10 protein-coding genes are annotated in these 12,223 nt (G+C 61.1%); 2 read left to right on the forward strand and 8 right to left on the reverse strand.

Features of this window, described 5'->3' with window-relative positions; genetic code table 11:
- Nucleotides 1–280: 280 nt before the first annotated feature.
- Nucleotides 281–1,774, reverse strand: a complete 1,494-nt coding sequence (locus AXK12_RS01010; protein ID WP_068710919.1) for a glutamate--tRNA ligase — start codon at nt 1,772–1,774, stop codon at nt 281–283.
- Between the two features lie 163 nt (nt 1,775–1,937).
- On the opposite strand from AXK12_RS01010, the gene AXK12_RS01015 reads away from it, so the two are divergent.
- On the forward strand, nt 1,938–2,951 hold the full coding sequence (locus AXK12_RS01015; RefSeq protein WP_068710920.1) for a M14 family metallopeptidase: 1,014 nt from the start codon (nt 1,938–1,940) through the stop codon (nt 2,949–2,951).
- A 343-nt stretch (nt 2,952–3,294) separates the two neighbouring features.
- On the opposite strand, the gene AXK12_RS01020 is transcribed toward AXK12_RS01015, so the two are convergent.
- Nucleotides 3,295–4,194 carry an RluA family pseudouridine synthase gene (locus AXK12_RS01020; protein ID WP_068710921.1) on the reverse strand — a complete coding sequence of 300 codons (900 nt, stop codon included), beginning with the start codon at nt 4,192–4,194 and terminating at the stop codon, nt 3,295–3,297.
- Nucleotides 4,195–4,481: 287 nt separating this feature from the next.
- On the opposite strand from AXK12_RS01020, the gene hpf reads away from it, so the two are divergent.
- Entirely contained in the window at nt 4,482–4,868 is a 387-nt protein-coding gene (hpf, locus tag AXK12_RS01025; protein ID WP_068710924.1) for a ribosome hibernation-promoting factor, HPF/YfiA family, read from the forward strand.
- Between the two features lie 501 nt (nt 4,869–5,369).
- Here the strand turns inward: hpf and AXK12_RS01030 are convergent.
- From AXK12_RS01030 to AXK12_RS01055, 6 genes are all read right to left on the reverse strand, one after another.
- Nucleotides 5,370–5,978, reverse strand: coding sequence for a gamma carbonic anhydrase family protein (locus AXK12_RS01030; protein WP_082782539.1), 609 nt, complete (start codon nt 5,976–5,978; stop codon nt 5,370–5,372).
- An 81-nt stretch (nt 5,979–6,059) separates the two neighbouring features.
- The gene (locus AXK12_RS01035; protein WP_068710922.1) at nt 6,060–6,437 is read right to left on the reverse strand and encodes a YdbL family probable chaperone protein; all 378 of its coding nucleotides are present in this window, start codon (nt 6,435–6,437) and stop codon (nt 6,060–6,062) included.
- 49 nt (nt 6,438–6,486) lie between these two features.
- Nucleotides 6,487–6,681, reverse strand: coding sequence for a hypothetical protein (locus AXK12_RS01040; protein WP_068710926.1), 195 nt, complete (start codon nt 6,679–6,681; stop codon nt 6,487–6,489).
- Nucleotides 6,682–6,821: 140 nt separating this feature from the next.
- Entirely contained in the window at nt 6,822–7,829 is a 1,008-nt protein-coding gene (locus AXK12_RS01045) for an intermembrane phospholipid transport YdbH family protein (RefSeq protein WP_068710923.1), read from the reverse strand.
- 52 nt (nt 7,830–7,881) lie between these two features.
- Nucleotides 7,882–10,458, reverse strand: a complete 2,577-nt coding sequence (locus tag AXK12_RS01050; protein ID WP_068710927.1) for a glycogen/starch/alpha-glucan phosphorylase — start codon at nt 10,456–10,458, stop codon at nt 7,882–7,884.
- 249 nt (nt 10,459–10,707) lie between these two features.
- Complete coding sequence (locus tag AXK12_RS01055) at nt 10,708–11,628, reverse strand: inositol monophosphatase family protein (RefSeq protein WP_231863470.1); 921 nt, start codon at nt 11,626–11,628, stop codon at nt 10,708–10,710.
- Nucleotides 11,629–12,223 lie beyond the last annotated feature (595 nt).

Raw genomic sequence — 12,223 nt, forward strand, 5'->3', positions numbered from 1 at the left:
GGGGGGGGGGGGGGGGGGGGGGGTAATTGCGTATGCGGTATTTGAATAGAGGAAGAGTAAATAGAGTGTTATATGCGAACAGAGCGACTTCATACTATCCCCCTACGTCACCCGCCGGCACCGTTCCCTACACGTAAACCGGACAAGTAACTTCACTCGCAAGGGAAGTAGATCCGCCTAATCGAAAATCAAAAGGCCCCAGCGGTTATAACGGTGCGAGCCCAAACGCACCGCTCAAATTGGCAGCAGTCACCACAGGCTCCAACATGCGGCTATGGACTTACGCCCCCAGTTCGCGCTCAAAATCGCGCAACCGTTGTGCGACGCGCTCACGGCCCAGCAGGCGCATGATTGCAGTGATGCTCGGGCCTGCATTCGTGCCAGTGAGGGCCAGCCGTGCCACCGATTGGTAGGCCCCAAAGCCTTGGCCCTGCGCTTCGGCCATCGTTTTGAGCGCGGCCTCGATTGACTCGTCACTCGCAAAATCAACGCCCGGCAGCACCGCGATGAGTTCGGCCAAGCGGGCGCGCGGCTCGCCTTTGCCTAAGACTTTGGCGCGAACTTTTTCGTCAATCGGATACGCCTCGCTAAAGAAATAGCGCGTGTAGATCGGCAGTTCCTCAATCGCCTTAATCTTCGGCTGGCTGAGCCGCACCACAGCGCGGAAATACGCCTCGGGCGCGGCAAGCGCCACCCGCGCGAGCTCGCGCCGCGATTTGGCTGCGGCGCTTGCCTCTGCGTCCTCTGGCTTCCCGCTCTCGCTCAGCTCAGCGGCCTCGGCCTGAGCGTTAAAATAGCTCCGCGCCCGAGTGACAAAGTCCTCCTCCGGCAGTTCCAGCAGGTAGAGCATATTCATGTGCGCGAGCTTCCGGTCGTCGAAACGCGCGTTGCTCTGGTTGACGTCGGCCAAGTCAAAAAGCCGGACGATTTCTGAAATCGGCATCTTCTCGCGGTCATCGCCCGGGTTCCACCCGAGCAGCGCGATGAAGTTAACGAGTGCCTCGGGCAGGTATCCGCGCCGTTGATACTCCTCTATCAGTGCGCCTTGGTCGCGCTTCGACATCTTCCCCGGTCCCTCCTGTTTTAGGATGAGCGGGATGTGCGCAAAGGTCGGCAACGCCGCGCCCAGTGCCTTAAACAACTCCACGTGCCTACTCGTATTCGAGAGGTGGTCTTCGCCGCGAATCACATGGGTGATGCCCATCGTGATGTCATCGACCACATTCACGAGGTGGAAAACAGGGCTGCCATCCGAGCGTACGATTACGAAGTCTTCGTCCTCCGTGCGTTCGACACGCCCGCGAATCGCATCGTCGATCACCGCCGGCGTGTTGCGCACTTTTTCCACCGTCTTTTTGCGATGCGGGTCGTAAGCCTCGTAACGCTCGCCGAGCAGCCGAAACCACAACGCGCCGTCCTTTTCGTAAACACGGCCCGCCTCGCGCAACCGCTCCACATGCGCCGCGTAGATCGCGCCCCGCTCGCTCTGCCGATACGGCCCGTAATCGCCGCCGCCCGCGCTACCGCGCCGGTCGCCGCCAAAACCGCCCACCACCGGCCCTTCATCCCAATCCAGCCCGAGCCAGCGCAGGCTTTCGTAAATCACGTTGAGGAACGCCTCGCTGTTGCGCTCCTTGTCTGTGTCCTCAATTCGCAAAATAAACCGCCCGCCCGTGTGCCGCGCGTAGAGCCAGTTAAAGAGCGCAGTGCGCGCACTGCCGATGTGGAAAAACCCTGTGGGACTGGGAGCGAAACGAACGCGGACTTGTGACATAGGAGTGAAAAGGCGGAGAGTGCGAAGACAAAGGCCCCTTAACAAGGCGACAGAAGCCCCTTGCTGCACACAAAATCTGCCTCCGTCGCGACCCCGTTTAAAACGGGAACAGACCCCAACAGGGTTTGCGCCCCGCTTCCCAGCCCTATGACACTCTGCCCTCGTGAGCACCTGCACCTCCCGCCCCTCCCGCCTCTCCCGACTCCTCTTCCAGCCCGCGACGGCACCGCTCCCAGCACTCACTCACATCGCCGACTTTCTCGCTGAGTTTCGCACAGTCGCCGCGTCCCTCCAAAACAACGGCAGGTCCGCCAGCCTTGGCGGCGGCGCGAGCGCGCTCGGCGGCAAACTCGAAACAATCGGCGAAGTCAGTGGCCACCCGCTCTTTGCGTGGACGCGCCGAGTTCCGGCGCACTCATGGTATCCGGCCGAGACGGGCGACCCACACTTGACGCCACCGCTGCATCAGTCCGGGCGGCGACAAGGGCTCAAGCCCACGCGGCCAATGCCGTCCAGTGCACGTCGTCAGGACGCCCGCCAAATAAAACAGCCAGCGATCCCCAAAATCTATCTCTCCGCTGGCGTCCACGGAGACGAACCCGCTGGGCCGCTCGCCCTCCTCGAGCTCCTCGCCGAAGGCTTTTTCGACGATCGCGCACACTGGTTTATTTGCCCTGTGCTCAACCCGCTCGGCTTCGTAAAAGGCACGCGCGAAAACGCCGACGGCATCGACCTAAACCGCGACTACCTCGCGTGCCACAGTGCCGAGGTCCGCGCACACATCGCTTGGCTGCAAAGCCAGCCGCCCTTCGACCTCACCTTTTGCCTCCACGAAGATTGGGAATCGACCGGCTTTTACCTCTACGAACACAACCCCAAGGGCCGCCCCAGCCTCGCCCCCGCACTGCTCGACGCCGCCCGCCCGCACATGCCAATCGAGCCCGCACACATCATTGATGAGCGCCCAATCGACGAGCCCGGCATCCTCCGCCCCGAAATCAAAGCCCAAGACCGCGACGACTGGCCCGAGCAACTGTATCTGCGCGAGCACTTCCACTACGACCTAGGCTACACGATGGAAACGCCCTCCTCATTGCCACTCGCCCCCCGCATCGCCGCACAAAAAGCCCTCGTCGCCACCGCCGTCGAAGGCCTGCTCAAAGAGCTAAACGCTTAGCCCGCGCGGTCAGTGTCAGAAGTCACAGACATCCACTACGCGTGGGGCGGCGGTCAGTGACCGCATCCGTTCAATTTGGGATTTCGCAACGCGCTATCGCGCGAAAGCGAAATCCCAAATTTGAAAGCACTCCCCTTGTCGCGTTGCGACAAGGAGGGGAAAGTAGAGTGATAACCCGTTTGGGCGAGGTGGGAAAAATCACTCATAAACTCGCGCCTCCAAGTTTGGGCTCCTTTTCACAGAGCCGCTTGGCTGCTGTGCGAATGCACGGCAACCAAGCGGCTCTGTAAATGGGTGCAGCGATGGACGGTGGGCCAACGAGCCCGCCGCCAAATAAAACAGCCTACGGCTGCGCACCACGCGTAGTGGAGGTCTGTGGCAGCAGCCCGTGACTCTGTGCAAAGTCCCGCATATCCTCGGCGAGTGCTGCAGTGAACACTTGGGGCAGACCCGCAGCGCGAAAGTCGATTTCAGCACAGTGTAGGGCTTGGCGCGGCAAGAGTAGCTTGGCCGCCAATTCCGCGCTCCAGCCCTTGTCGATAAACTCCAAGTAACACCGCTCGTCCGGGCCGTAAATTTTATCGCCCACCAGCGAATGCCCGAGCCACTGCGCATGCGCGCGGATCTGGTGCTTGCGGCCAGTCTCCGTAACCACGCGCGCTAGCGTAAACCCTAGCGCCCCGCCCTGCCCCAGCGCTCCGCTCACAGCACTCGCCCTTCCCGCGTCAACTGTGACTCCCGAGTGAGCGAGCGGCTCGAAATGCGTCCGCGCTGATGCACCATCTGCACGCACCGCAGTTTTGATATACACGGAGCTGCTCAAGTCGTCACCCAGCGCTTGGTCGACGGTCTGCGGCGCGCGCAACTCGCCTGTAAGGATTGCCCAATACACCTTCCCCACACGCCGCTCTTGCATCGCGCGTTGGAGGCGGCTCGCGACAGCAGGCGTCTTCGCGATGACGACCACCCCGCTCGTCTCGCGGTCGAGTCGAAACACGAGGTGCACTTGCGCCAAGCCCAGCCCTTCGCGCACCGCACCCACGAGACTCGACCACGGGCCCGCCTTCGACGGATGGCAGACCACATCTCCGGGCTTATTGAGCACGACGACTTCCTCGTCCTCGTGCACAATCCAAGCGCGTAACTCCGCCTCACTGATCAGCCGCACATGCTCCTCGCGCTGCGGACGCGGAGGCCACGCGCAGGCCCGCCGCGCAAAGCGCATTTTTTGGGATTCACTCATTTATCGAAAGTCAAACGAAGTGCGGCTTATTTGGCACTAATCGCTATTGATAGTGCGCAACTTAAGCAGGGCTAATTGAAGCGAAAAATCGCACTTTGAGGGGTTGCAAAAATTACACACTCGGCCAACCCTCTGCACCATCGTGATGAACGGAATCCGCGCATTGGGAAACCCCTTCCCCGCCGATCACGGCAGCCCCCAGAGGCGATACTTTGCTTAGCGAAGTCATGGCAGGAAAAAGCGGCAAAATTTCTCCCGTTAGTAACCTCAAAAATAGGGAAGATAACATGAATAGAACAAATGCCCACGAAGTGATCATCTCCGGTATCCACCTCGACCTCACGCCGTCGCTCAAGACCTACGTGAACGAGAAGACGGAGCGATTGTTTCGTCACGAAGAGCGCATCATGCGCATCCGCGTAGAGTTGGAGTGCGACTCGAAGGCCTCGGTCGACAGTCGCTTCATCGCCAAGGGCCACATGTCCATCAACGGCCCCGAGCTCACCGCCTCCGTCGCCTCCGACGAATGTCACAAGGCGATCTCGCTGCTCACCGACAAGCTCGACCGCATGCTACGGCGGCGCGCGCGCCTCTTTAAAGAGAAGCGCAACCACCCGCGCGCGATCGACCTCCCCGACGTCGAACTCCCGAAACTCCAGTTCGCGGGTACCTAGTTATCGCGACTTTAGCGACTGCCTGTGCGGGCTCGCTCCCTTAAGCTGTCACGCTGAGCCTCCCGCACTCGCCACAAGAAAACCCGCTGGCCCAGCCCAGCGGGTTTTTCTGTGTCCGTTTTTCCCCGCGTCCGCGCGGTCAGTGTCAGAGGTCACAGACCTCCACTACGCGTGGGGCGGCGGTCAGTGACCGCTTCCATTTAATTTGGGAATTAGCCCCGTCGCTTCGCGACGAAACCAATTCCCAAATTTGAAAGCACTCCCCCTGTCGCGTTGCGACAGGGAGTAGAGTGATAACCCGTTTGGGCGAGGAGGGAAAAATCACGAATAAGCTCCCGCCTCCAAGTTCGTGGTCCTTTTCACAGAGCCGCTTGGCTGCCGTGCTTATGCACGGCAGCCAAGCGGCTCTGTGAATGGGTGCAGGCACAGCCTGCCGCCCCACGCGTAGTGGAAAAAAGGCGTCCCTAGCAGCAGTGAGAGACGCCCGCCTCACTCCGCCTATCACTTTGCGCAGAGGGCGGCATGGGCACGGGCGACCTCTATGTATTTCTCGGCGGATTGCTTGAGAAAGCTTAGCTCCTCCTCGCGCAGGGGGCGGATGACTTTTGCGGGCGAGCCGTAGACCATCGAGCCGGGCGGGATTTGCATACCTTGGGGCACGAGCGCGTTGGCCCCAATAATGGAGCGCGCCCCGACGACTGCGCCGTCGAGCACGGTCGCGCCCATGCCTATCAAGCATTCATCGCCCACGGTGCAGGCGTGAATAATCGCGGCGTGGCCGATTGTGCAGTAGTTACCGATATAGGCCCCAAGGTCATCAGCGAGGTGCACGATCGCGTTGTCCTGAATGTTCGTGCCTTCGCCGATACGGATTTCGGCGATATCGCCGCGCAACACCGCGCCGTAAAACACGCTGCTCTTTTCGCCCAAAACAACGTCGCCCTGAATATTCGCGTTGGGCGCGACAAAAAGCGCACGCGCTGTATCGGGCGTACGGCTCAAGTGGCGGGCCAGCCGCGCCCTAACATCTGCTCCAAAATCGGCAGTCCTCGACTCGTTATTCGTTTGGGCAGTGCGTGTGTCGCTGCCCGTAGTGGTTTTGGAAGACATAACCAAAGTGCTGAGGAGTCACGGGCGGCAGCAGCTCGGTCTGTGGCCGCGCCGCCGCCGCAAAATAAACGGAGAGCAGTACTACTTTTTATACCACTCGCCATTATCGCGTTGGAGCCAGACACCGGGCGCACTGTTAGCGGCGATGCGGCGCGCGCGCGCGCGGCCCACTTGATCGGCACTCGTGTTATTCTTTTTGGCGATCTCGGCGTAGACGATTTCGCGGTCGCGATTTTCGGCAGAGGCGACGCTAGAGGCGTTTCCACCGCCACCGCGCACTTCGAGTAAACCGCGATTGTTTTCACCAATCGCGCCTTGAGCCTTGAGCTCGTCAATGGTCGGCAAGCGCTGCTCCATCCGTGTGCGAACGGCGGCGAGGTCTTCGGCAGCTTGGAGGGAGCTCGCGGGCGCAGCGAAAAACAGCGCGACGAGCAGGAGGAGTGAGGAAAGTGTTTTCATGGTGGGAGCGTGAGGAGTTGGGAGTAGTCGGCGGCGGAGGACTCGTGTTTCAGAGCGCGGTATCGGGGCGAAGCGTCGTGGATTTCTTATCGAGGTCGCCGAAGAAATCATCGAGCTCGCGGTCGATCTTCACGTTCACATCGACCGTCGCGTGAATCTCTATCGGCTGCATTTTTACGTTAATGCAACTCACTGCAAAGAACGGCACGAGGCAGAGCAGCAGCAGGGTTTTAGGGAAAAGCATGGGGCGCATAGAAGCCGCTATGACTCATGTTTTCAACAAAGGTTTCACCTCGTAGGCCCCAAAGGCCGGCAGGTGCAGAACTCGAAACCGACATCAAAGAAGTCTTCAGACACAGAAAAAGTCTGCAGCGACAGGAAAGCTCAGTGCCCGCCGCCAAAGTTGAGCCGGATGGCGTCGCTCGCGCCGATCCGCAGGACTTGGTCGAGCGGGCCAGACACGTTGATGTCGAAGCGCAGTTCTTTGACGACTGCGCCGCTAAGGGGCCGGGCCAGGAGGCTCACCGCCGCCGATCGCGGGCCCTCCGGCCCATCGGGGTAAAGCGCGACGTGCAGCGCCTCGACGTGGAGCGGCTGCGCGCCTTCCTCGATTTCCGCGAGCGTATCGTAGGCAGGATTCTCGAGCGAGAGCCAGCGAGCGACTCGGCCCAAGCGCGCCGGCAGCCAGAAAAAGCGCGGCGTGGTACGCTGCGTAAGGAAGCCAGGCATGGCGGTGAGCCGCAGTTGCGCGTGCGCGTCGGGCTCGATGAGGAGTGCGCCAGAGCCGACTTGTAGGCCGCCCGCCTCACTCCAGCTCAAGCGCACTTCGCCACTCACGCGCCCGCTCGCCTCACGGACGGCCTCAGGGACGAAGCGGGCGAGTTGGTCGAGCGCGAGCCCGCGCAGCTCGGCAGTCACCCCGACGGAAATCGCCTCAGCATTGCCCAAATTAATTTCAAACGGTCGCAGGGCGACTCGCCCGCCGAGGGCGTTAAACTCGGCCACGCGGAGGCGAGCGACGTTTCGCGGCCACTCGATCTCCGCCTCAATCTGCAAGTCGCTCAATTCCAGTTCAGGCAAGGGGAGCTCTGCCGCGCGAAATGAGAGCTTCGCCACCACTGACTCGCTCGCGTCATCCGCCTCTCTCCTCACGGCCAACTCGACGTGAAATGGCCCGTTCACCGCCAATTCGCCCGAACGGAAATGCAGCTCTCCTGCAAACTCCCCGCCAAGTGCCGGAAACCCGCTTGGGCGAGCTGCGCCGTTAACAGGGCTAGGGCCTGTTCCCGTTTCAAACGTGGCCGCGACGGAGGGCAAAACCGTTTCGGTGTGTGCCGCAAGTGCCCCAACCCAAGCGAGAACGAGCCAAGCGATAAGCCGCGCGGTGTTCATTGTAGGGGACTCCTGGGCTATGGTGGCCCGCCGTGGCGTATCGACGGACGAACTACGCCATAGGTACGGCGGGAAGCCGCCAGATGTCGCGTGCGTATTCGCGAATCGTGCGGTCACTGGAGAAGCGCCCCACGCGCGCAACATTGAGCAAGGCTTTGTGCGCCCACTGCGTAGAGTCGCGGTAGCAGGCTTCCACTTTTTGCTGCGCATCGCTGTAAGCGCGAAAATCGGGCAGCACCATGAAGGGGTCGCCCCCGCCGAGCAGGCTGTGATGCAGCGGCGCAAAGGCCGCGTGTTCGCCGGGCGTGAAGAAGTCACTGCCAATCCAATCAACGAGTGCGCGCAGCTCCTCGTCCGCATCGTAAACGCTGCGCGGGTAATAGCCGCGTGCGCGCAGCGCAGCGACTTCGTCGACAGTCATTCCGAAAATGAAACAGTTCTCTGCGCCCACGGCCTCTTCGATTTCGACGTTGGCCCCGTCGAGCGTGCCGATGGTGAGTGCCCCGTTGAGCGCGAGCTTCATATTGCCCGTGCCCGAGGCTTCCTTTCCGGCAGTCGAGATTTGTTCGGAAAGGTCGGCGGCAGGGATGATTTTTTCGGCAAGCGAGACGCGGTAATTAGGCAAGAAGGCGACTTTGAGTTTTCCGCCAATCCGCTCATCTGCGTTGATTCGGGCGGCGACCAGGTTGATTGCGCGGATGATATTTTTGGCGAGGTCGTAGCCCGGTGCGGCCTTGGCCGCGAAGATGAAAACGCGCGGCACGAGGTCGAGCTGCGGGTTTTGGAGCAGCCGCCGATAAAGCGCGAGGATGTGCAGGAGGTTGAGGTGCTGGCGTTTGTATTCGTGCAAACGCTTTATCTGCACGTCGAAGAGCGCATCGGGTGACACACACAGCCCGCTGCAATCGCGGGCGATTATGTCCGCGAGCTCGGCTTTATTGGCACGCTTGATTGCCAAGAACTCACGCTGCACGTCGGGCTGCGCGGCGTGGGCCTCGAGCTCGCGCAAACGATCGAGGTCGCGCACCCAATCGCCATGCCCGAGTGTGCGCGTGATGAAGGCCGCCAGACGCGGGTTGCACTGCAGGAGCCAACGGCGGGGCGTGATGCCGTTTGTCTTGTTTTGAAATTTGCCCGGATAGAGTTCGGCAAACTCGGGAAAGAGCTCGCGCTTGAGAAGCTCGGTATGCAGCGCGGCCACACCGTTAACCGTGTGCGAGCCCACGACGGCGAGGTTCGCCATGCGCACGCTTTTTGCGCCGTTTTCCTCGAAGATTGAGCAAGTGCGCTGCTTCTCGAGATCCTGCGGCCAGTGCGCGACGCAGTGCTGCATGAGGCGGCGATTGATCTCGTAAATGAGCTGGAGGTGCCGCGGCAGGAGTCGCTCGAAGAGCGGCACGCCCCACGTCTCTAAAGCTTCGGGAAGCAGCGTGTGATTGGTGTAAGAGAGCGTGAGCGTGGTGAGTGCCCACGCCTCGTCCCAGCCAAGCCCGTGCTCGTCGAGCATGAGGCGCATGAGCTCGACAACGGCGATTGCGGGGTGCGTGTCGTTGAGCTGGATGGCGGCCTTATCGGCGAAGTTGGCCCAGCTATTTCGCGGGTCGCGAAAGTGGCGGCGCAGGATGTCGCGCAGCGAACAGGCCACGAAAAAGTACTGCTGGACGAGCCGCAGCGCTTTCCCGTTTTCAGTCTTATCGTTGGGGTAAAGGACTTTAGAAATGGACTCGCCTGCCTGCTTTTTGCGCGAGGCCTCCGCGTAGCTGCCCTCGTTAAAGGCGGCGAGGTCGAAGTCGTCCGGCGCGTGCGACGACCACAAGCGCAGCAAGTTCACCGTGCGAGTGCCGTAACCCGCCACCGCGATGTCGTGAGGAAGCCCGAGGATGGTCTTCGTATCCACCCAGCGCGGCGTGCTGTGGCCTCGATCGTCGAAGTGATTTTCCACACGACCGTAGAGCGGGATTTCTTGCGCGTAATCGGAATGGAGCACTTCCCACGGGCTGCCAAAAACACGCCAGCGATCGGGATGCTCGACTTGGTGAGCGTCGACAAACTCCTGCCTAAAAAGGCCAAACTCGTAATACATCCCGTAGCCGATTGCCGGATAGTCGAGCGTCGCGAGCGAGTCGAAGAAACAGGCGGCAAGCCGCCCCAGCCCGCCATTGCCGAGCCCCATGTCGAGCTCCGCGTCGAGCGTCTGCGTGTAGTCAACGCCGAGCTCGGCAAGCGCAGTGCGGGCAACATCGGCGAGACCGGTCGCGTAAAGGTTACTCTCGAAGAGCCGCCCCACGAGATACTCCATCGAGAGATAATAGAGGCGGCGGACGTTGTCCTTGATGTATCGATCCTGAGTAGCGATGAGCCGCTCGTGGAGGGAGTCGCGTACGGCGAGCGAGGTCGCCACCCACCAATCGTGGGGAGTCGCCGCCTGCGGCACACGCGCCAAGGTCGAAACCAGGTGCCGTAAAATCGCCTGCTTAAACCCCTCGACCGTAGGCACGCCGCTCGTAGGCACACCGCTCGCCCCGACCTCAGCGCTGTGAGCTGCCGCTGGGGCTGGCTTTGCGCCGCGGCTGGACTTGGTTTTGGTCGAGGCAATTGGCTGTTTGGCAGTGGCAGGAGGCTTGGGCATGGCGAAAGGAAGCTGGGGGGAAACGCGCAGGGAAGGCGCAAGCCAATCGCCCACACCGAAGCCCGTCGAGGCTCTTCGCCTCTTTAAAATCGCCCAAGGCGCCCTAGGGGCTGTTCCCGTTTCAAACGCGAGCCGCGCTCCGCCGCGTCTGACGGGCCGCCAACACTTGACGGCGGCTCGCAAAATGGAAGCGGTCACTGACCGCCCCACGCGTAGTGGGAGAGAGCGGGGAAGCTTACTTGGCGTGGGCTATTCTGTCCGCGAGTGAGTGGTAGCCGTCACTCGCCTCACGCCTAGCAACTGGCGCAGTTTGCTAACAGTGGGCGGCCCATTTCCCGCGATGCAAAAGATTCGGCCCATGTTGACGTCGAAATTGCGCAGCGGAAAAGGCGGCGGCGTCAGGTAGTGCACGGCGCCCCCCGTCGCCAAGATCATCGGCACAGCAGCGGCGATATCCCAAATCTTTACGTTGTGGTCGACGACCGCATCGAAAAGCCCCACGGCCACATAGGCCATGTGCAACGCACTGGCGCCCAGCGCGCGCAGCTTGGCCACCTCGGCCAACACCGCTGCTTGGACGGCATAGCGCGACTCATAAGGGCTGTGAAACCCGATAAGACTGGCCTCGCTAAGCTTGCGCTCGCCCTCCGGCTTCGGCTCGACGCGCCGCTCCCCATCCCACACGCCGAAGCCCGGCCCGCCATGCATCAGAACGCGGCGTGCGCCGTCGTAAATCACGCCATAAACAGGCACGCCGTCGCACAACAGCCCGAGCGAAATCGCGCTATGCGAAAGCCCCAGTGCGTAGTTATTCGTGCCGTCGATCGGGTCGAACACCCAGCAATACTTGGCCGTCACGGGAAGCGGCGCAGTCGAGTCTTCGAGCTCCTCGCTAAAGCACTGGTCCTGCTCGAAGCGCGAAAGCAAGGCGCGGGCCACATTTTCCGAAATCGCCAAATCCGCAGTCGTTACGCGTGACCCATCCGCCTTCCAACGGCTCTTGGCTCGGCCAAACTCGCGGTGAAAAAACTCGACCTGCGAGAGCACCACGGCCCGCGCCGCTTGGATACGGGCGAGTAACTCGGGTGCGGCCTCCGTCGATGTCGAGGCTCGGGGTGCACACGCCAGAGCCGATTCCAGAGCAGTGGGAGTGAGGGAGACGGACATCATGCTGCGGCGAGTTCTTTGGCACTTGGCCGCCCCTTGTCAAAGCCGCCGCCGAATCGTCACCCAAATGGCGCACAGGAGCAGATCGCTTCACTCTCGCCCGCGGCCTCCCGCCGTCGCCTAGCGCTGGCTGATACGCTTTTCCCACTACGCGTGGGGCGGCAGGCTGTGCCTGCACCCGTTCAATTTGGGAATTGGCCCCGTCGCTTCGCGACGAAACCAATTCCCAAATTTGAAGTCCCCTTCTCTTGTCGCGTTGCGACAAGGAAGGGAGGAGGGAGACGGAGAGAGCCCCGGCTTCCCGAGACAGGAAGAATCACAGATAAACTCCCATCTCCCCACAAATCGCAAACGATGAACTCGTGATGCGCACTTCGACAATGTAGAGCCTACGTTTCCATCCTACGCCATGAGCTACTACGCCATAAGCTGCGAACCCGTTGCATTATTTTGAGTAACGGGTTTCGTTTTAAGCTATAACGCGTATCCATTTTTAGATGCTCTATAATGCGCTATAACACTCATGCAATAGGTGCCTTTACATTATATATATCGATAATTATAAACGCTTTATGCAGCCCCCCCCCCCCCCCCCCCC

This window comes from Cephaloticoccus capnophilus (assembly GCF_001580045.1).
Lineage (GTDB): Bacteria > Verrucomicrobiota > Verrucomicrobiia > Opitutales > Opitutaceae > Cephaloticoccus > Cephaloticoccus capnophilus.

Bases quoted from the DNA above. Each gene is read 5' to 3' on its own strand.
- hpf (WP_068710924.1), top strand. From the start codon at position 4,482: ATGAATAGAACAAATGCCCACGAAGTGATCATCTCCGGTATCCACCTC.
- AXK12_RS01020 (WP_068710921.1), bottom strand. From the start codon at position 4,194: ATGAGTGAATCCCAAAAAATGCGCTTTGCGCGGCGGGCCTGCGCGTGG.
- AXK12_RS01055 (WP_231863470.1), bottom strand. From the start codon at position 11,628: ATGATGTCCGTCTCCCTCACTCCCACTGCTCTGGAATCGGCTCTGGCG.
- AXK12_RS01030 (WP_082782539.1), bottom strand. From the start codon at position 5,978: ATGTCTTCCAAAACCACTACGGGCAGCGACACACGCACTGCCCAAACG.
- AXK12_RS01050 (WP_068710927.1), bottom strand. From the start codon at position 10,458: ATGCCCAAGCCTCCTGCCACTGCCAAACAGCCAATTGCCTCGACCAAA.
- AXK12_RS01040 (WP_068710926.1), bottom strand. From the start codon at position 6,681: ATGCTTTTCCCTAAAACCCTGCTGCTGCTCTGCCTCGTGCCGTTCTTT.
- AXK12_RS01010 (WP_068710919.1), bottom strand. From the start codon at position 1,774: ATGTCACAAGTCCGCGTTCGTTTCGCTCCCAGTCCCACAGGGTTTTTC.
- AXK12_RS01035 (WP_068710922.1), bottom strand. From the start codon at position 6,437: ATGAAAACACTTTCCTCACTCCTCCTGCTCGTCGCGCTGTTTTTCGCT.
- AXK12_RS01045 (WP_068710923.1), bottom strand. From the start codon at position 7,829: ATGAACACCGCGCGGCTTATCGCTTGGCTCGTTCTCGCTTGGGTTGGG.